Annotated in this window: 15 protein-coding genes; 7 read left to right on the forward strand and 8 right to left on the reverse strand. The window is 40.8% G+C overall.

Translation table 11 applies throughout. The annotated features are described in order from the left end of the window. Positions 1-279 precede the first annotated feature (279 nt). Positions 280-525 (forward strand): hypothetical protein, encoded by a 246-nt coding sequence (locus tag ABIX36_RS22080; RefSeq protein ID WP_348084336.1) that lies wholly within the window; start codon positions 280-282, stop codon positions 523-525. A 129-nt stretch (positions 526-654) separates the two neighbouring features. Here ABIX36_RS22080 and ABIX36_RS22085 read toward each other — a convergent pair whose 3' ends face one another. Both ABIX36_RS22085 and ABIX36_RS22090 read right to left on the reverse strand, forming a co-directional pair. Next, positions 655-3603: an MBG domain-containing protein gene (locus ABIX36_RS22085; RefSeq protein WP_348084337.1), complete on the reverse strand. Its 2949-nt coding sequence runs from the start codon at positions 3601-3603 to the stop codon at positions 655-657. A 159-nt stretch (positions 3604-3762) separates the two neighbouring features. Then, complete coding sequence (locus ABIX36_RS22090; RefSeq protein WP_348084405.1) at positions 3763-4233, reverse strand: SOS response-associated peptidase family protein; 471 nt, start codon at positions 4231-4233, stop codon at positions 3763-3765. A 225-nt stretch (positions 4234-4458) separates the two neighbouring features. Here ABIX36_RS22090 and ABIX36_RS22095 point away from each other — a divergent pair, with 225 nt between their 5' ends. The 5 genes from ABIX36_RS22095 to ABIX36_RS22115 all read left to right on the forward strand — a co-directional run bounded on the left by ABIX36_RS22095 (position 4459) and on the right by ABIX36_RS22115 (position 13774). After that, positions 4459-5145, forward strand: a complete 687-nt coding sequence (locus ABIX36_RS22095) for a hypothetical protein (protein ID WP_348084338.1) — start codon at positions 4459-4461, stop codon at positions 5143-5145. A gap of 711 nt (positions 5146-5856) precedes the next feature. Next, positions 5857-7857, forward strand: coding sequence for an NACHT domain-containing protein (locus ABIX36_RS22100; RefSeq protein WP_348084339.1), 2001 nt, complete (start codon positions 5857-5859; stop codon positions 7855-7857). Positions 7858-7928: 71 nt separating this feature from the next. Beyond that, positions 7929-8732: a hypothetical protein gene (locus ABIX36_RS22105; RefSeq protein WP_348084340.1), complete on the forward strand. Its 804-nt coding sequence runs from the start codon at positions 7929-7931 to the stop codon at positions 8730-8732. Positions 8733-10403: 1671 nt separating this feature from the next. After that, complete coding sequence (locus ABIX36_RS22110) at positions 10404-10532, forward strand: hypothetical protein (RefSeq protein WP_348084341.1); 129 nt, start codon at positions 10404-10406, stop codon at positions 10530-10532. A gap of 272 nt (positions 10533-10804) precedes the next feature. After that, positions 10805-13774: a hypothetical protein gene (locus ABIX36_RS22115; protein WP_348084342.1), complete on the forward strand. Its 2970-nt coding sequence runs from the start codon at positions 10805-10807 to the stop codon at positions 13772-13774. Positions 13775-14530: 756 nt separating this feature from the next. Here ABIX36_RS22115 and ABIX36_RS22120 read toward each other — a convergent pair. Both ABIX36_RS22120 and ABIX36_RS22125 read right to left on the reverse strand, forming a co-directional pair. Further along, positions 14531-15232, reverse strand: a complete 702-nt coding sequence (locus ABIX36_RS22120) for a LytTR family DNA-binding domain-containing protein (protein ID WP_348084343.1) — start codon at positions 15230-15232, stop codon at positions 14531-14533. Continuing rightward, positions 15229-16314: a histidine kinase gene (locus tag ABIX36_RS22125; RefSeq protein WP_348084344.1), complete on the reverse strand. Its 1086-nt coding sequence runs from the start codon at positions 16312-16314 to the stop codon at positions 15229-15231. The genes ABIX36_RS22120 and ABIX36_RS22125 overlap by 4 nt, the downstream gene beginning before the upstream one ends. Positions 16315-16531: 217 nt before the next feature. Here ABIX36_RS22125 and ABIX36_RS22130 point away from each other — a divergent pair, with 217 nt between their 5' ends. Next, positions 16532-17824: a vanadium-dependent haloperoxidase gene (locus ABIX36_RS22130; RefSeq protein ID WP_348084345.1), complete on the forward strand. Its 1293-nt coding sequence runs from the start codon at positions 16532-16534 to the stop codon at positions 17822-17824. Positions 17825-18121: 297 nt separating this feature from the next. On the opposite strand, the gene ABIX36_RS22135 is transcribed toward ABIX36_RS22130, so the two are convergent. From ABIX36_RS22135 to ABIX36_RS22150, 4 genes are read right to left on the reverse strand one after another with little or no spacing between them, the layout of a single operon-like run. After that, positions 18122-18340 (reverse strand): hypothetical protein, encoded by a 219-nt coding sequence (locus ABIX36_RS22135; protein WP_348084346.1) that lies wholly within the window; start codon positions 18338-18340, stop codon positions 18122-18124. Between the two features lie 13 nt (positions 18341-18353). Then, complete coding sequence (locus tag ABIX36_RS22140) at positions 18354-19070, reverse strand: hypothetical protein (protein WP_348084347.1); 717 nt, start codon at positions 19068-19070, stop codon at positions 18354-18356. Next, complete coding sequence (locus ABIX36_RS22145; protein ID WP_348084348.1) at positions 19063-20391, reverse strand: hypothetical protein; 1329 nt, start codon at positions 20389-20391, stop codon at positions 19063-19065. The genes ABIX36_RS22140 and ABIX36_RS22145 overlap by 8 nt, the downstream gene beginning before the upstream one ends. Further along, positions 20388-21002, reverse strand: a complete 615-nt coding sequence (locus ABIX36_RS22150; protein WP_348084349.1) for a DNA/RNA non-specific endonuclease — start codon at positions 21000-21002, stop codon at positions 20388-20390. Before ABIX36_RS22150 ends, ABIX36_RS22145 begins: the two co-directional genes overlap by 4 nt. Positions 21003-21005 lie beyond the last annotated feature (3 nt).

A 21005-nucleotide genomic window follows, 5' to 3' on the forward strand; every position in this document is an offset into this window, starting at 1 on the left:
GAAAATCGGAAAATAAATCCTTCCCTTATTTGAACAAGTTAAAGTGCTTTTTATAACTGCCAATAATTGTTTTTTTTGCAATTATTATACCATTGATTTACGCTGTTTTTAATTAATAGACAATAGCCATTGTGAAATTTACAAAATCTCAAATCGTCATTATAATGGGGTTTGATCCCTTGTCAACATGTGTGAGTATTTAAATTGATTGCCAGGCGCTAATAGCGGCGTAAAACCCATTTTCAGGCAGTTACATTGATTTAAAAACTTATGTCCTTGATGATAGATTGTATTCAAGGTCAACCATGCCACAAAAGTGTTACGTTTAAAACCTTGTACGGCCACCTGGACACCGACAATCGCGACAACCTGTTTTTATCAAAGGAGTTTAAAAGCCCCGCGGTATCCATCAGCAGCGTAAGCATGCCGGCTTTCCTAAACCTTTGGTTGTTTAAAGGGCTGGCGCCAACAGACGATAAATCTGTAGAAGTGGTGATCCATAGCTTTAAATTTACGGCAAAATAGCATTTAGCACAAAAAAATATTAAGATAAAACCGGCAACCGTGAAAGGCCGAAAAAATTGAGTTTTGTACAAATTGGTTAAAAATAAAGAGATCACCTTCGGACTCTACAGGCCAATATAGTTTAGGTCATCACCTGATGATCGTTACCGGCCCGGACAATGGACCAGTTCCGTTTTGAAGATCTATCAGGAAGTAGTAAGTGCCTGCGGCAAGCTGTTTGCCATTGTAAGTGCCATCCCACGGTTTGGGATATCCCCTGGCCCGATAGACCAAATCGCCGTACCTGTTAAAAATACACACCGTAGAATGTGGGTAGTTGGCCAATGCGTTGATGGTCCAGGTATCATTAATGCCGTCGCCATTTGGGGTAAAAGTATTGGCAATCGTGATGGAGGAATAAATGACCAGCTCACCGTTGACTGGCAAAATAGTGTAATTGAGAGAAGCGCCCCCGGTAACGATAATGGGATAAGTGCCGTCAGGAGAATTGGTGCCGGCAGTAGTGCGTAATTCAGGCAGCATGATTAATTGTGAGACGGTCTCGTTATTCATAAATCCCTGGTATGTGGCTGTTAAAACAGGGTTCGCTGTTCCATAGGGTTTCCTTTGGCTATCAGCAATAACAGTTAATGTGGCTTGGCTGATGATTAAGTTGCCCGGCACATAACTGATAATGTAATTATTGGGGCTAAATGTGCCTCCCTTTGCCGCTGAACCTATTATAGCACCGGAATAGGTGCCGGCGGCATCGGTTCCCGCTGCACCCGCCGAATAGCCTAACGATATTGTGCCAACCGTTTCACCGTTTTTGACCCCGGATAATTTGAATGCGGCAGAACCGGATGCGCCGGCCAGTATGTTCCCGTATTTTTTTGTGGCATTGTCAACCGTGATGGTTAACGGCGCTGGTATTACCATACCGCTAACTGCCAGATTTATAGTAGCTGCCCCCGTACTACTGAGAACAATGCTGCCGGAATAATTACCGGCAAAAGAGGCAGGCTTTAGGCGTACATACACGAGCATGTTGGTCGTGTTTGCCGCGGAACCGACCGATAGATTATTGTTAAAATTTATATTATCGGTACTTAATTCAAAGTCTGCAGGTGATATTAAGCTGATTCCTTCGGTCAGGTTAATCCCGGATACGGAAAAACTTGGCGCGGCAGATGCCGAACCGTAGGTCGTGTTTAGCATGATCGTGCCAGAAGTGCTGATGTTTGGAGCTGGTAGAGTCGGGCTTATCTCCATAGTAAATTGAATCGCCGCGCCGTTGCAGGTTGAATTTACACCCATTGGCGTTACTGTAAAAGTTGCCGTAATCGCAGAATTGCTGTTATTTATAGCAACAAATGATGGGATATCGCCTGTCCCGCTTGCAGGCAAACCAATGCCCGGCGTATTGTTAACCCAGTTGTAGGTTGCCCCGGTTCCGGTGAAATGAATGGCTGTAGTCTTATCGCCTGCTTTAATGCGTTCCATGGTAACCGGATCAATGGCAGGCACCGGGATTATACTACCTGTTACGCCAACCATTTGGTTGGTTGCACCGGTTGAAGCCAGGATAATATCACCCGAAATAGTGCCCGCAGGTGCCGTAGAAGAAGATCGTACATATACTAGCGTATTATCGACCGTACCGTTTACCGCGCTAAGCGCTATACTGCCTGCAAATCCTGCACCCGGAGATATTGAAATTTCAAAATTATCAGGAGCTGCTACCGTTAAGTTCCCCGCTAGCTTGCTTGCTGAAACCGCAAATTGCTGCACATTTGGATTTGCGGATGCAGAACCTGAACAGGACGAAATGGTACCGCTTATGGCACCGGCCGTGATTGTTGGCGGTAGTGTAGGATTAACTGTAATTGTAAATGTTACTGCCTTTTCGTTACAATTTACAATTCCATTGATAAAGTTACCGAGGGCTAATGGAAAAGAACCAACGGGTATTTCGGCAGTGATGATGTTTGTAGCAGTATTAATGACTGATATGGTGCCGGTCACGAAATTGATCGCGTACAGCCAGTTGCCTTCCGGGCTTAAACAAACACCTGTAGGCGAGCCAACAACCGGCGTTGCGATGGTTGCGATAACTTTGTTGGTTGCTGTATTGATCACCGAAATATCCGCTCCGCCGTTATTGCTCTGGTACACGCGGCTGCCGTCGGGACTTATTGCAATGCCATATGGATGGGAGCCTGTAATGATGGTTTCAATTACTGTATTGTCGATGGCGTTGATAACGGATACACTTCCCTCAAAACTGGTATTGGTATGGTTGCCATTGGTGACGTATACCCGGCTTCCATCAGGTGAAACGACCGCGTTAACGGGATTATAACCAACGGGTATTGTACCGATGACATCAAAGCTGGCCGTATTGATCACAGAAACCGTGCCTGAACTATTATTAACTACATAAGCACGGGTGCCATCCGGGTTGAAGGCTATACCTTGAGGGCTTGAGCCTACCGTTATGGTAGCCAGAATAACTTTGGTTGCTACATCAATTACTAAAACACTTCCGGATTCCGTGCCGGAGACATATAACCGGCCACCATCCGGGCTTACTACAACGTTACCGGGTTTTACACCGGCATCTATAGTTGCTACAACTGCATTGGTTGTCGTGCTGATCACAAATATATTTGTAGTGCCGTAGTCACTTACATAAACACTCGTACCATCAGGGCTAACATACGTACGGCTCGGATTGATACCGACGGGGATAGTTGTTGTTATTGAATTAGTAGACAGGTTAACCACAGAAACCGTGCCTTCATAATAATGGCAAATATATGCGTAACCTGATGCTACCGGCGTAGCTGTAATTGTGGCAATAATGGGTTTGCTGCTTGTATTCACAGCAGTAAATGAAGCAATATCACCTGTGCCGCTTTCGGGTAGCCCTATACCTAGTGCGTTGTTCGTCCAGTGATATAAACATTCAGCACCCTTAAAGTGCGCAGGATCTGACGGCTGACCGTTGTTTAAAATCTGATCTTCCTGGGCTTTTGCTTGCCTGGATAATAGAGCAAAAGCAGAAAATAAACTTAAAACAAGTAGAAGCTTAGACATGTGTAAGGTTTAGACCAAATATACAATTTATCTGGAGGGCAGTTAAATTCGTTTCATTACATTGAAAATTATTGGATATACCTTGACGTTAAGGACATTCAAGACGATGCCGATGAACTAGATTAAATATTAAAACCGCCAAATGGGAAGGGCGGCAAATTAGAAAAGACTTGCCTGTTCTGCCGGTGGTTCTTCCCTGCCGTAAACCGGCAATTTTGTACCCCAGTCATAATAAGCGTCCGGTATGATACCCTCAGGTTTTGGTTTGCGGCTGCGAATGGAGTATACCGGGTAATGTGCGATCGCATCAGATGGCATTTCGAAGTGAAAAAATTCATCCATATCATCATCGCCCAGGGCATCCAGTACCCAGGCGTGTTCAATTTCCGGTGTCAGGAATAATGGCATCCGGTGTTTATTGTCTCCGGCATTATGGATCCACTGCATTTTTTCGTTGGCGTGCCGGGTGATCATGGTGAATGATGCCAAATTGTATAGCTCGCCGCTGTGCTGATCTACTTCCTGGCTGACCTGGTAAAGCGCCGGTACATAAAATCCCTTGCGTCCTTCCAGGCTGACATGGTAAGGGATCTTGTTCTTAAACCCTTTGACTTCCCGGTATTCATAGATGCCGGTAACCGGGATCAGGCAGCGGTTATTGCGAATCCTGTACCAGTAAGTTTTTTTATCCCCTATAATTCATTCCGACCGGGCATTAACATAATTCAGCCGCTGTTTTTGCCTTTCGTTGGGGTCGTCAATAAACGCTGGCACGACACTCCAGCTCCTATTGCCGAGGACTAAAGCTTTCCTGTTGACCACAATGTGATATACGCTTCCACAGTAATTACGTTATTGCTATCAATCAATGAAAAATATAAAATTACGGACGGTCACACTGATTTAATGGTATATGCCCAAGTCGTCATTGCCATCAATCTTATACTAATCGTAAGTTATCTAATCCTTGATTTCCAAGCCACCTATATATTCTCAAGGGCGGAACGCACCCGGACACTTCAATATTTAGATAACTCTTTTGATGCTAATTTCGCGGGAAGGAAAATAGAAAACTATTTTTCCCTAGATAAGCTAAATGCCGGCTTTTATAAATTATCAGTTAACTGTTTCGAAAACGCCTTCCATACTTTCTCAATCATCAAGGAAATGCAAGCAAAGGCGTACTATAAAGCAGTAGCAGTTATTTTGGCTTTCATTTTCTCAGCTGCTGTAGAAGATAAAGGGATCGTGAGGTCGCTAATTGAAGCGATTTTGCCGTTAGCTTTGCTACAAGATGCAGTCAAAATATCTTTCTTTATTTCGCGGTTAGAAAACTTACTTGATAACTTTAAGTCATTCTTTACAAATGTTAGAAACACAGATTTTGTAAATAAAGAGCCGGAGGCAATGCGTTACGTGATCGAATATGAAACTACGCTTGCCTGGGCATCTACACCAACCGAAAGTGCTGTTTTCTTTGCAATGAAAGACCAATTAGCACTGGAATGGGACGCATTAAAGGCAGAATATAAAATAGAATAAAGTAAAATCAAAAATTTAAATGAAACGAAAACCGTAGGAATCGGACAATAGCCTAAACCCTAAATGTGAACAATGCGGCAATCATAAGGAAAATGCTATCATGCGAATTATAAGTGGTCCATGCGATAGCTGCAAAAACCCAGTAAAGGTCGCTATGCTCCGGTCTTACAGTACCTTAGGCCCAGACGAATTTACACCGGAACAAATTGAATTTGCAGAAAGTAACGGAGTGATACTCAGAATGCAACACGCTACACCGCAGAGGAGACATATCTCGCCAATGCATGCGAATGTGAAAGGTTTGTAGGTAGATTTTATTTATTTACTGGATTTTGGCAGCCTTACGAATATGGGGACAAAGACTATTCACTCGTTATAGAAAATAGTGTAGATTTTCATTATTGCGAGAGCTGCATCGCCAATCGGTTTAGCGGCAATTAATTTAACGCAGTCATGTCCTTCATAGTTCTAAAAGATAGCAACCAAATCAATTTATAACGACCTAAAACGACAATTACATGCGGCGATCATCCTTCGTAATTAACATATTATAATTTGTAAAAAGTTCTGAATTGCTAAAAGATGGAGCTACTAAACATAGGGAAAACGGATCGATTGCGGATTCTTTTACAGGAGGATTATTTTGTTAAATATTTGAATCAATTCTTTATTATATATTACACTGGATTTTGTACTTAAACCTTAGTCGCCATGGATGATATAATAAAAACTACCATTGAAGCATTCATAAAAATATATGTTGCCGATGCACGAAATTTGTTCGAAGATTTGTTCGATAGCGGAAAGCAATTCTTGGAGATTGGTCTCAAAAAGTACCTGATAAAGTGCGAAAATCGGTACTCTAAAGTAAAAACTCTTTTACACGGTAATACTCCTGTTAAACTATATTCGATTTACCACCACTTTAACATTTTTATTGACAAGAGTCAATTTTATTCTACGAAAAATATTTCTAATATTTTCGCACCGAGGAAAAATTGTGTCACGATAATTGGAGAAGCGGGAAGTGGGAAAAGTACCTTGATAAAACATCTTTTTTTAAACTGTATTGCCACAAATTTTGGTATTCCAATACTTCTGGAGCTACGCCATTTAAATGAATTCGAGGGTAATATAGAAGAAGCTCTATTCAAAATTCTATTAAAAGAAGATATTGTAGTTAATCATGATGTTATAGATGCATTGCTTCAAAAGGGCAAGTTTGTTTTTTTTCTTGATGGTTTCGATGAAATTCCTAGTCGCCTTAAAGATGAAGCTATAAAAAGCTTGACCGATTTCATAAATAAATATGAATCTAACAAATATCTTCTTACAACTCGACCGCACGCAGATGCCGAGCATCTGCAGCGATTTTATAATCATAGAATAGGCAAACTTGATGCTATAAGTGATATGTCAGCTTTCATTAGAAAGCAATTGTCGGTAGATGAGGATGGAAGAGATATTGCCGAAAAGATTATCGAGTCTATTACTAAAAGTGAGCATAAATATATTTTTAGTTTCCTGACAAATCCTTTATTATTATCTATTTATATTTTAACGTTCCAAACAAATGCTCTGATACCAGCTAAAAAACACATTTTTTATGAGAGAGTTATCATCGCTCTATTTTCGGAACATGATAGTCGTTCTAAACTAACATTTACAAGAGAGCGCTTATCTAATTTAACACAAGAACAAATTGAAGACTTGTTAGGATTATTTTGTTTATACTCCTTTTTTGAAAATAAATATGACTGGGATAAAGGTTATGTCCGCGATAAATTCCGTTCGATTAAAAAAATGTCATTTACTAAGGAAGCTCAATTTGACGTTGATAAATTAATAAAGGACTTGACTACAGGATTGTCATTATGGACAGAAGATAGTGGTATTTTGTCATTTGCTCATCGCACATTACAAGAATATTACACAGCTAGGTTGGTCAAGAATTTAAAATCTGATGAAAAAATCAATTTTTACCAATTGCTGATCTCCAAATATGTTAAAAAGAGTGATCATCCATACCTCCTTAGCCTTTTGGGGTTCTTATTGGAAATGGATACGTTTTCTTATAAGAAACATTTCATGTTGCCGATATTGAAAGAGGTGGAACAACACTTTGAAACTTTCGATGAGGAAACATTCGCAGTACAGTGTTTAGATTATTTTGGCTACAATATATTTAAACACCCTGGATCGTCTGTTTCCCAAAACATAATACCATTAGGTAAGTACGTTCCAATTATTGGAAAATTGAATCAATCGTTAAAAGAAGTAACTTCAAGATTGCAGAAACCGATGTTAAACAATAATTCTTTTGATTCAAGCAATATAATTATACCTGAAAATACACATAGTTCTAAAGATCTAACTGATAAAAGAAAGGATTTAAATATAGATATTGAAAGTTCAAATTGGGACATCTTCCAAAACTTCTTGGAAATCGAGGATGACGATGAATATGAAAAACAACAACTTTTAAAATCAAAGACTAGCTCAGAATTTTGGAAACGTGATAAAATAACTAAAAAAAGGGGGGAGGCCTTGGATAGGTATATTCGTAAAACTGTTCAAGTATTTGTTAGTGATTTACGCTTTCAAATATCGGAAATAGAGGATTACATTAAAGCCACCGAGGAGGATGAAAGCAAAATTATATCAATATTTTCCAGTATAAGTAATGCTAATCGTGGCTATCTGGATAGCTAACTTCAACTCGACTGTATTATCTAAGGCAGCAAATATTTAGGGGTTATAAATGTCTTAATAAAAATCTACACTTGAATAACGATTATATAATTGATAAAATCAAAGAAGATATAAAGTCAGGTTTGAAGGCTGGTTATCGAGAAAATTTATTATTCACTCAGAACGAATCCGATCTACAATCGAAAATCGTTGAATACCTCGTTGTGGTCAATATTGCTCAAAAACTTAAAGGTTTTTGCTGGGATAGTGACATTAAAATTAACTTAGAACATTCGCTCAACGATTTTTACAATTGGGCATTCCCATCCACCACCTTGGTTGGAACAGATATCTTCAATTTGGTTCTTAATAGCAGGGGTGAACATGCACCAGAAAATAGTATAAGCCAAAGATTAGATATAATTTTAACTAAAGAACTTCAACTGTCAGGAGATTTTTCAACGAAACGAAGGTCATTTGTAGGAATCGAGGTCAAAGGGATAAATCAGTACGACCCTAAAATTAAAACCGATGTTAAGCGCTTAGCAATAGCTATGAGTTTAAATGATTCGATTGGAGCAAATAGCATTGTGTGTAGCTTTGCTTGTTTTTTTAAAAGATTAGATTCCGATACCTCTTATATTTCTTCCGCCGACATTGCGAAAAAAGTTGCTGCAGAACAAGGGAAATGGTTTACCTACTTTGTGGAGATAAAAAAAGAATTTACTGATTTAGATTTTGAACTAATTGAGGTTAATATAGTTAATTCCCCTGCCGATGAAATACATTTCGAGCAAAGCGATTTCGATAATGATCTTGATTTGCTTATCCAAATGTCAGGACATGTAAATGCCTACATAATAAAAATTAGTAGGGACAGTTCACTTGTTGTGTAATGATCAATGATTATTCAGTAAAGTTATGCAGGAGGTTTGATACACGGCAAGGGATTTCCGGTATAAGCACTGGCTCTCGCACAGGCTTTCATTTATGCCGTTCCTCCTTGCATTTATTCAAACCTTGCACCTGTTGAGGCATCATGATCATTCATTCACTAATTCAAAAACAATATGGAAAATTTGAAAAACTGCGCCAAAGCCTCTTGAATTGAATTTAAAATGATTAAATTTCAATAAAAAACACTAACAACATTTCTAAAGCTAATACAAATCAAACATATTTAAATATGCACTTATAGCTTCTATAAGCAGTTTTAAGCAATAAAACAGCCCCTTGGATATCTTTAAGAGGCTGTAACGGTAGGTGCGTCCACCTGGGCTCGCACCGGCGACCATCTGATTATGTGTCTTTTAGTCTTATAGTCTTATAGTTATAAAATCTATGTCAGACATTTTCTCTCACAAATAATATCCGCCCAAACTCATCCCTTCTTTCTTTGTCTAATTTAGGTATCCTACTTTCTTATTTGTATAAAAATTCAACACTTTGATCATATTAAGAGGGTGAAAGTTTGTCCCAAATATTAACTTACCTTGCTTGAAAATATCTAATGCCCGTTTTGGTTCGGCGAAGAATGTTCCTTCCAAAAGTTCTTCAAGATAAGCCATTACCTCTTTGTAGGATAGCAAAAGGGGCTTGGGAAGTTCTACATGCTTGTCTTCTTCCGTACTATTAAGATTCCTAATTTTTCCTCGTTTCCATTTAAAGTGAAGTTTCGGAAAAGAACGCTCCCCGATTCTTTAGCACTTTTTTTGATCTCATAAACGTACTTAATATCACCCGTCTAACATTTATTATATTTCAGTAAAATTAATATTTTCCAATATAAAGCGAAGTTTATCTGATACAGATTGAAATAATATCTTTCCTCATCTTTGCATCGCCTTTAATCAGTAAATGCGACAGCGCGTAATCTTTTATTAGCTTGTTGGTTTCCGCTTACGTCAGTAAAGCATAATTGAATAAAAAGATACTTGCTTTTGATTCTATTGAAAGTAAATTAATGCGTGATCGTCCAAAGTATTGACATTTAACCTGTAGAAAAATCATTCCATTGTAAAACTAGATGGCTACTTTCTTTAAATTTTCTACAAAATAGTTAGGGCAACCCATACTTTGGTCATCATCCCAGGTAAGCGGACATTGCCAAGCGCAAAGAGCACTTATAAATAAAGCCTCTTAAACTGGCGGTAATAGTTGATACCACTTTAACATAGGTCGACTACACATGTCGTCGACCTCATTTTTTAAGCAACCTTCAACTCATTCAAAAACTTCAATTGTTCCATCAATTGGTTCGAATTATGTCCAGTCTGGGATGAATTACAACGATTTTACGGATAAGGCCATTTCATTGGGTGCCAATAATGTTTATGGTGCCATCTTAAAGCATGAAAATCACGTGAGTAGCGATACAACTACGAGAGCGAATGATCATTGCTATAAATTCCCTATTTACTGTATTTGGGATGCACATTAGTAGATGCACTTAAGTAAGACTGAAGATAAGGGCGGTATATGCTCATATCCAGTTTAATGAAAAAGGTGGTAACCTACACAATCTTTGGGATAACAGACTGAATAATGAAGGTAAGGCTTTTGACCAAATGGCTAAGGATTACGATATGGCCACGCCTACGCAGATCGAAAAATGGAAAAAAGACGTGCCGATGCGATGGGTATTCGAGAGGTATATGCAACAGGTAAGATCTACACTGATCTTTATTTATCGGTAATAAGCTAATGAAGCTCGGTGTGGTGCGGCAGCGTATTGATATAGCGGGTATCCGGTTGGCGGTGTTTTAATTTATAATTTTGAATAATATTCTTAATTAGCTCCTGTTAATCAGCGTTTTCAATTTATATTATTTACTTTTAGTCGTTAGCCTTATCACAGCTACCGACCAGACAATGAAGTTTGCTAAATGCTCTTTTAGCATATTTCCATGCGGGTACAGTTTAGGCAACGATTTATTATAGATTGACCTTAACCAACTTGCTGTCCACAATGAAACGTTTATTTTTATTTTTCTGTTGCGCGCTCGGTTTAACCTCGATATCCCTGGCGCAAACCTCTGATCGAGTTAGTTATAATATTGTGTTTGATGTTTCGGGTAGTATCCCGATCTTTGATAATAATGGTAATTTAAAAGCGCTACTGGAGCAAATGATCCAAGCGACCAACGCGGCAGGCTCCAAAAGTGGCAGAATTAATTCTTACGCTGATTTTCATATTTACTTTATCGGCAAGGAATCTAATAAGATACTTCGGGGAGTAAAATATCTAACCGTGAAGGCCAACGATAAAAACCAAACTAAAAAGATTTTAGATGCGATTAATGAACAAACTGCGGATAGCCGAAACCAAAAGTTTACGCATTTACATACGGCGTTGGATGATATTCTCAATGAAAAAAATCCACCGCATGTAGCGGGCGGGGTATTTATTTTTACTGATGCTCAGATCACTGACGGCGATTTCAAGGAGGTAAAGGGCGATACCGTATTAGCCGATCTGCCGACGTATGTTAAGGCAATCAATCTCCGCATCGCGAAAATTCAAACCCAACGGCGGATGCCAGTTTTCCTGGTGCAGTCCTATCGGATGCCACAAAACGATTTTACGTTGATCCCCGATTCAACCAAGCGTCCGAATGTGGATAAGGAATTGATCCGCACCGCAAATTGGTTTTGGATGCGAAACAGTTTGGTGGCTGGTAGCGAGCAGGTTCAAAAAGAATTTCAGCAATTTATCGACCAAGCAAATGTTATGATCGTGGATTATAACCGATTACCGCCCAAATACGATAAAGTACTTGCAGCCATTAGTATCGAGCAGGTGTTGGAGCTGGTACGCAATATTAATTCAGTAAATATTGCGCAATACATCAATCAGGCTAAGCCAGGTAACATGAGTGCGGGGGAGTTAAAGGCATTGCAGGACATCATCAAGCTATCGGGGGACAGCAGCTACACGGATGTGAAAATCCGGCTATTACAGGACGCGGTAGAGTCCCTTAGAAAGGCACCTCAGGTATTGCAGGACCTCGGCGTCAACTTATCCAAAAACCTCGGCTCCAAGTTATCGCTGATCAGTGATCAGTCTCTGAATGCGGCCAAATACCCTGCTGTTAAAGCAGAAGTAGCAGCGGTTAAAGATGCGAAAAGTGAAGATTTAAAGGCGATGATTATTAATGGGATCGCCAAATATCTTGTTGAACGGGTCAAACAGGAGATCGCTTTTTATTTTATTGGACAGGTTAATGAACATACCATCAATAAGCCCAATAAATATAGGGAAATCGGGGAATATCTGCTGGCCAATACCAAGCAGATAATCAGTAAGCCAGAGAATTATAAAGACATTAATACACTGCGCACCGCGTTGTTGCAAGACGTCGCTGATCTCCCGTATAACATTACGCGGCACCCGGAGCTCTTCAGCCGCTCAGAAGGGCTGGTCACTTTGACTTATTTTTATCAATTATACAATCATATTAGGCAGACGAATTCACTGGAACTTTCCTTTGAAAAACTGGCTGATCAAATTGAAAAAAAAATGAAAGCCAAAGCCCCAAGTATGGTTAATTTCGGGCCAGACGGGCTGGATCGGAAGATATCCAAAATGGAGCAAAGTATATTGTTCACATCACGTCTGGTCGGTTACCTGCGTAACCATGACCTATCGAAAGTTTTTATCGAACAACAACCAGACACATTGGCCAAAATGCTAAGTTTATTGTCGTTGGACGGCGACTATGTAAAAAAGATCCAGGATGTCCAGCAACTGGGACCAATTCTTAATAACATCTACCTAAAATACCAGGATCTTAAAACGACCGCTGAACGCAGCGAGCAGATCTTCAAAGCTCCGATAGAGGGTAATGTGGAAGAATTTCAGAGAAACCAGTTCCGGGCGGTAAACGATCTTTTAATTCGAGTAAGTGATTTGTTGCTTTCGGGTTCAGATATTTTGAACCTTATTCAGGTAGACCCTGCGGATGTGATCAGCCGGTATATTGCTCCGATTCAGGGTAAGATTAAAGTAGCGGAAGCGCTGACACTTAAACTTGATAAGGATTATGCATTTAAATTTGCAGTCAACGGCAAAGATATTTCGCTGACGGTGACTGATATTAAACAAGCTGCCAATACCTATACTATTAGCAAATTGACGGATGAAATTAAAAAAATCACGATCGGTATCACTGATTATAATATCCATCTTTTTAATTATGATAAGAAGGGCCTGTCTGGTGAAAAAATTGCTTTTGAGATCGAACAAGTAAAGAATCAATTAACTACCGATTTTACCAGTCAGTCTGTGGTCCGCAGTGCAAGTAATACCATGCAGGCTTATTTCCTACTGCGCGATCATCATTACCTCGATGCCGTGAATTTGCTGATACCCGAATTGCAAACAGCATTGCGTGATCGTGTCGGAAACGATACCGAGGTACTGGAACATCTGGAAAAATTGCTGCGGATCGCCGGAGGTGTGGTCAATGCCCAAAATTCGGATGATATTGAAAGCGTGATCGCCAAGAACGCGATGGGGCCTGGTGGCTATCGGGAAAAGCGAGAGTCAAAAAAGACATTTTATCTCAATGCCTATGCCGGAGGCGCCTTGACCTACTATTCCGGTGATAATAAGGTATCTGGTGCACTGTTCGCCCCCGTTGGTTTCGAGTTGGCCTGGGGGCGTAATGGATCGTCAAAAAGTTACAAGTCCTGGGGTATCATGGTTAGTGTAATAGAAGTCGGCAATATCATCAACTATCAGCTAGCCAATAATGGCGCAGATCAGAAAGATGTAACTGCGCTTTCGCGGGTGTTTGCACCAGGTATTTATGGTAGCTGGGGGATGAGCACGCGCCATCCTTTATCTATTATTGCTGGCTACCAAGTCAACCCGGGTCGTGTAAATGTCGGCATTGCATTTGATCTGCCTATATTTCCTTTTCTACAAAGAAAATAACAAGGCAATGAAAAGTATCCTATTCATTATCTCCTGCTGTAGCGGTATTTGGCATGCTAATGCCCAAACTAGCTATGGTAATCAAATTACAGTGCTTTTATAAAAATATACGACACAAAAGTAGGACTTTCGACTTTTGCCAGTACTGTAAGCTTTAGGTTAACCGATATTACAAGATTGAGAATATGTTAAACCATCAGCCCTTGTTCACTTACATAATTATATTAAAGCACATCATTTGGAACAGGAAAGCACTGATACCCATCGTACAAAAGTATACACAGCCTGGCATGCTATGGGCAACCGAATAAAACCAATGTCTACAAAGAAGCTAAAGGCCAGTCACCTAATGATCGCTTAAGGCCATTGCCTGGTTTAGATACTTATGGCTTGGTGCGCTGAATTTGCCATTCTTTACGACATCTTTACTTTCAATGCCGCTATGAAATATCAGGGGCAAAATGTTGTACGGAGATCTCCAATGAAGACCTGTGCCAGAACTATAAGGATTCGATTCATATTAGGCAACTACTAGATTATTTAAAATCTTTAACTGCTTAACCAATTGGTTCGAATTATGTCCAGTCTGGGGAGCAATTCCGCGCAATTCCTATAGAAACTTATATGTCAAAAATAGCCTTATGACTTATAAAAAATATTTAGTAAAACAAGCTAATTGCTAGTCGAAAGTTAGTTGTTTAGCTAAGGGCCATCTGGGGTTGCAGCTTAGTAAAGTATTTTATATATTAATTCCGTTCATGCTTTAGACTGTGAATCCTTTAAAACGCCCGAGTATTGCCTGCCAATGGGAATTTCTAATTCCCCGATCTCTACATCTTGATTGGTATAGGCCGTGATCTTATCAACGGAGACAATAAAAGATCGGTGTATCCTGATAAACATCTTTTTAGGCAGCATTGCCTCCAATGTTGAAATGGATTGCTTTACCATCAAAGGGCTATCACCTGATCGATATATTCGGATATAATCCTTGAAGCTCTCAACATACACTATGTCTGACAGGAATACTTTTATCATTTTCCTTTCTGCCCGGAAGTATAAAAAGCCTTGCATTGGCTGAGGTTCCGTTACAGGCCCGGCATTATTTGTGCTGGTTACTTTGTTTATAGCCTTTAAAAAACGCTCAAATGAGATGGGTTTCAATAAGTAATCAACCGCATCCAGGTCAAAAGCGTCAGTAGCAAATTCTTTGTAAGCAGTGGTAAAAATCACTTGGGGGGGATGTTGTAAGGTTTTCAGAAAGCTGGTGCCCAATAATTTAGGCATTTGTATATCCAGAAAAAGCAAATCAACTTTATTAGATTTTAAAAACTCGATAGCCTGTAACGCGTTTGAACAGCTGCCTGTAACTTCCAGCTGCTCTACCATTTCCGCGTAACTTTTGATGATTTTTATTGCAGGCGGCTCATCGTCTACAATCAAGCATTTCCACTTCATACCGCTTCTTTTTTTGCAATAGCATATTCAAGGGCTTCATTTGCCGGTGATTCCGATAGCTTTATTTCAAGGTTTACCACGTAAACCTCATCTTTCATCAACATGTCCAGATGATAAAGGCCGTTATATAACAGGTCGAGCCGGCGCTTTACATTTTGCAAGCCCAAACCACCTGTTTTGTAATTAGCTGGTTCCTGCTCACGGTCAACACTATTTACCAGTTTAAAATACAATAAACCCTCATCAACCGACATTGTGAGGCTTATCCAACATTGATCAAGTTGGTTACTGGTGCCGTGTTTAAATGCATTCTCCAAAAACGGAAGCAATAATAAAGGTGCAATTTGATGCAGGTTTGTATCGCCAGTAATTACTGTAGATACATCCAGCCTTTCGCCGTACCTTAATTTTTCCAGCGAGATGTAGTGCTCCATCAGCATAATTTCCTTTTCCAGTTCAATACGATCTGAACTTTCGTAGATCATAAACCGAAGCAGCGCAGAAAGCTTTAACACAATTTCTGGTGCCTTTGGCGATTGTTCCAGTGTATGGCTATATAAATTATTTAACGTATTAAATAAAAAGTGAGGATGAAGCTGTGACTTTAATAATTGCAGTTCAGCTATAGTTCGCTGCTGTTCCGCCGCTATGGTTTGCTGCTTTTGTTTGTACCAATAGCTTAATAACTTAATAGAAATGGCGATACCGCCAACATGAAAAAAAGGAAGAATAGCCCTGCCCGTGGTCATGGTAAAATCTCCCGGGTTACTTTTAGCCCCCAAGGTGAGCTGCATCGCCCTTGCATAAGCAGTGCAGCAAGCCACTGTTAAAAACAAGCCGCCAAAAAAGTGAAGGAATTTTCGTGTAATAAGATAACGGGGAACCAGCAAATACAAAGATACGTACACGATGAACATGTGGCCCGGCAGGTAAAACAATGCGTTTAAAAACGATTTTTTATAATTAAGGTTAAACCCGAAACCCCAGGCAAAATAGGTCACGATCAGGACCCAAAAGAGCAGGTGAAGTAAAAATCTCCGCACCAAAGCTTTATAGTCTAATTTGTTATCACTGATATGCATATCTATCTAAAGTTACCCAATTTAAGCGGATAAATATCATCGGCCATTAATTGAAGTCATACAGCATGATTTCGCAAACAAACAACAGGTAAACACAAGGAAATGCAGTTCGTCTTTTATAATCAGCCGTCGGTCGGTAAACTGTGGGTAAATAGCTACTATTTAAATTGGGGATAGATATTCCATTTATGTTTAGGGCAAATCAACCCATCAACATATGAAAAAGCCAATGTTTTATCTCTTGTGTACTACCGTGATCAGCATCAGTATGTTATCCTGCAAAAAAGACAAACCAGCAACACCCGACGTTACCGAAACTTACAGTGCCGGGATGGTACTGAAATGGAACGAAGCCGGGACTAAGGCAGTTGCCAAAACCACCGGTATACAACCGATGCCCGAATCACGCATATATGCCATGATTAACCTGGCTATGCACGATGCTTTGAACGCTATTGTTCCAAAATACGACACCTACACTTCAATTACCTCAAGCGACAGCGAAGCTAGTCCGGATGCGGCGGTTGCACAGGCTGCTCATGATGTGATGTTAGCGCTGTTTCCTGTTCAGCAAACAACAACGGATAGTTTGCTGAACAGCAGTTTAGCAGATCTATCTACAGGAAGGGAAAAAGGAATAGCAATTGGCAAGGCGGCAGCAAAAGCGATGCTGGACAAACGAGCAAACGATGGTTCTATGACTGCGCAATATCCCTTTACCCCGGGTATCCTGCCGGGAGAGTACCGTGCTACGCCACCGTTTGATATGCCGCCTTACAACGGATTGGTTGTTTTGCCAGGCTGGGGGAAAGTGAAAACGTTTGGTGTTATTTCTGCAGATCAGTTTAGAGCGCCGGCACCCTACGCCATTAACAGCGATGCTTATACAGCTGATTTTAATGAGATCAAAACCCTGGGCTGTATGGGCTGTACCGCACGCAGTACAGATCAGACACAAATTGGCTTGTTCTGGCTGGACAATATTCCGCTAAGCTGGAACCGGATTGCCCGCACGCTAATTTTACAGAAACACTTGAACGGATGGAAGGCAGCACGGCTGCTGGCTTTGCTGCAAATGGCAGAAGCCGATGCTAACATCAGTGCTTTTGACGGTAAATTTTATTATAAATTTTGGAGGCCGATAACTGCGGTAAGGCTGGCCGAAACGGATGGCAATCCCAACACAGCAGGCGATGCGGCCTGGAACTTGTTATCGCCGCCAACACCGCCGGTACCCGATTATCCTTCAAACCACGCGCTTGATGGCGGTGCAGCAGCAGAAGTTTTAAAAAACTTTTTTAACACGGATGCTATGGCTTTTTCCTGCAGCAGTAATGCCCTTCCCGGTGTTACCCGCAGCTTTACAAATTTTTCTGATGCGGCAAGGGAAGTTTCGCTTTCGAGAATTTATGTAGGTTTCCACTTTAGAAATGCCGTTATGCAAGGCGAAACCCAAGGCAGGAAAGTAGGTAATTATATTTACCTGAACTGTTTAAAAGAACGAAATTAGATTATTAGAGTAAAAAATCATGAATCATTAAATCTACTACCCATTAAAATTTATCCAACCCTCTTTAAATTTAAAAGTATTGAGTTCTGTGGGTATACCTGGAAGTGGTTATCGGGACAACGACGGCTACAGCCTTTATAGGGTTAACCTTAATTAAAAAAACGGCAGGCAAAAGGTTTCTCTTGCCTGCTCATTGAAGCTCCCCAGGCATAATTCGAACCGCTTAGTGGAGCAATTGAAGATTTTGAGCGATTTAAAAGTAGCTTGAATAATATAGAACAGTCGCTAGCTAAACTCTTAAGAGATATATAGATCAAGATACCCCACAATTTCATTATAGCGCCAGGGATACCACATTTCCCGGTCAAAATAAGCTTCAGCCGATCGGAAAGATTCAGGCGCGATAAGCTTGTTTTCGGGTTTGGCAACCTTGATTTTCTCTTGTTCTTGCTCTTGGGTGTGTTTTGATTGCGGTACCCGGTAAATGGGGATTTCAAAAAAGATAGGTTCGGTCATAGTGATAATTGCTTTAGTTTGTATGGAATTTTTTGCCGGTCATCCAACGTTTCATGCCCTCATAAAACGTATTCAATAATGGATAATAGCTTGATTTAAGGATGTCCTCGCTTTCTATGTCCAGGTCTTCCCAATCACTGATGAACTGGTCTAACACGGTGAATAACTGCTGATCAAGTTTATCCAGCGTTTCAAAACAAGGCTCATAATCAAAAGCGTCGTTGAAGTCGGCGCACATGCCAAAGAATTTGCCAATAAAGAGATTGACTGCGTCCCGGTTATAGCTGCCGTTTTGTTTATAATACTTTTTGAGGTCAGTAAGTTCGTCAGCACTGCATTTATGCAGGTCATAATCCAGGATGAATTTTTCCGGCTGAAAGCCCAACTGCTCGTAATGATCGAACATTTTAATATGGTCCAAACAATTACCCACATGCTCGGTCAAACGGTCATTCAACAGATTCTTTAAAATAGTGCTGCTGCCGATCGTATTAGTAAACGCGGCCCCTATAAATACCTTTTTATAACGCAGGTAAACATGCAGCAGCTCATGCGTAAAAGAATCTGGGTTTAAATCAGCCTCAACAACATAAAAGGTCGCCCGATCACTGATCGAATACACACTGTACTCGTTATTTAACGATGGTTGTACATCTATCGTAAAATGTTCATTCAAGGTATCCCAAAGCGCTTTATTGCGCTCGTCGACGAGTTGGTTTAGGTCAATCATTTTTGGTGCTTATGGTAAATATGAGGTCATAGCCCTCGGTAATATTGCCCCAGATTGATTTTTCCAGGGAGATGAAATAAATGCCCTGCCTAAAATGAATGTTCTTTTTCCTGGAGATGGCATTCGTTAGTTTCAGCGGGGCCTCAACTCCGGTCGCGTTCTTATAAAGCAGTGCTACGCGTTCTTTAAAAATAGCATGGAGTTCGTCCAATTTTTTCGACTCATACGCTGCCAGGCGCAGTTCGAGATGATCCGCCGCCAGCCGGGTGCCGGTAACGCTGTAGGTAATACCATTGCCCGACCAGTCCTTATCCAGTTTCAGGTTGCCTGATCTGGCTGACCACTTTTCCTCATAAGCAGGATCATAAAACGCCGGCTTTAATTTTTCATCCGGCAGCCAGTCTTTAGCAACATAAGGTGACCAACCTTGTTGCGGCAATACGACCGGAGGCGCTTTTTCCAAATATTGTTGCGTCTTAAACGCGTCGATAGTGACCAGTATCTCTTCGCGGGTTTGCGGATGTGATAAATTCCAGCGGTTTACCCAGCGCTTTAGTCCGCGCAGATCGGTATTGAATTTAAGTATGGCCTGGCGTTTGCTAAATCGCAGCAGTTTTTTATCCCGCAATTTGAAACTCAGCATAATAAATTGCTCTTCGTAGACCATACGCAGCGACAAGACATAAAGAAAAGGAATAAAGACTAAGGTTAAATTCGGGACGAGTAAGATCTGCCTAAGGACACCGAGCGAAAGCAGCTCATGGAAGTGCTGGATTACGGAATCCACAACATGATATATGACGAACCCTCCGGAAATGAACCAAATACTGTTAATGAGCTTATTAACCGCTGCATATTTGGCATCGTTGGCTGCGAAAGCCTGCATACCCGCCAACAACACGGCTGCAGGTACGATCAGTAGTTCCACCCACAAATCGAAAGTGTATTGCCCGATCAGGAACTCCAGCAAAATACCCGCCTTCAGATTATCCTTAAGCATTTCCAGAAAGAAATGCTTGTCCTCGCTGATCTTATTTGCTTTGAACATGCTGACCGTTGCCGAAAACAAGATGTAGAAAACCGTGTCCTTTAACAGATCAGGTGTCCATAGCCCGATCCGATAAAACAAGTAAATAAAGGCCGAGATATAAACCGCCATCCCCGCCAGCCAACTCATCAAATTCCAAACAAAAAGCGCTTTCAGCACACCGCCAAAACCGCTCCGGGTAGATTTTCCAAATAGAACTGCTATTATAGCAATCATTAACCATACCCCTAATGCAATTTCCCTGCTGTTGAAAAGATCGGATACCATCGTCATATAGCGTCACCTGGTTTCCGGTTATCAAAACGGTTGAGTAACAAACCCTTTTCCTTCGTAAAGATTCCAAAATCAATTTGGTGCGGTATCCAGGTCAGGTCACTATAAATAGGCCGCACAAAATAAAACACCCCCTCATTCCTTTGCAAATACCTTTCCATCGACCGAAACAATTTGCCCTGCGCCGAAAGCCCACGGTTCAACTCCTTCAATTGAGGATATAAATTCTGATCGATCTGCCCATCATTACAATGCGCGATAAAATGCCCCTTATCATAACCCACATACTCCGGCTGGTTCTTAAACGCCCCGAGAAAAGCCCGCATCCGTTTACTATCACGATCTTTGGTGCCGGCTGACGAACGACCATAAACAAACACCACCCGCGCCGCACGGGAATAAATATCATCGCTCTCGCAATCCTCCGTACAATCAAAGAATAGGGTGTAGAGCCGCCGCGCCGCATCATTAAAATGCCGCACCTCCGCATCCGAAAACTCCTCCTCATAAGCCGCCGTCAACGCATAACGCAGCTCCTGCTCCAAAAAAGCCACACAACTCTCATAGTCACCATCCGGAATATCCCCAAACAATTTATAATAAGCGATCATGCG

This window comes from Mucilaginibacter sp. (genome assembly GCF_039925265.1).
GTDB lineage: Bacteria > Bacteroidota > Bacteroidia > Sphingobacteriales > Sphingobacteriaceae > Mucilaginibacter.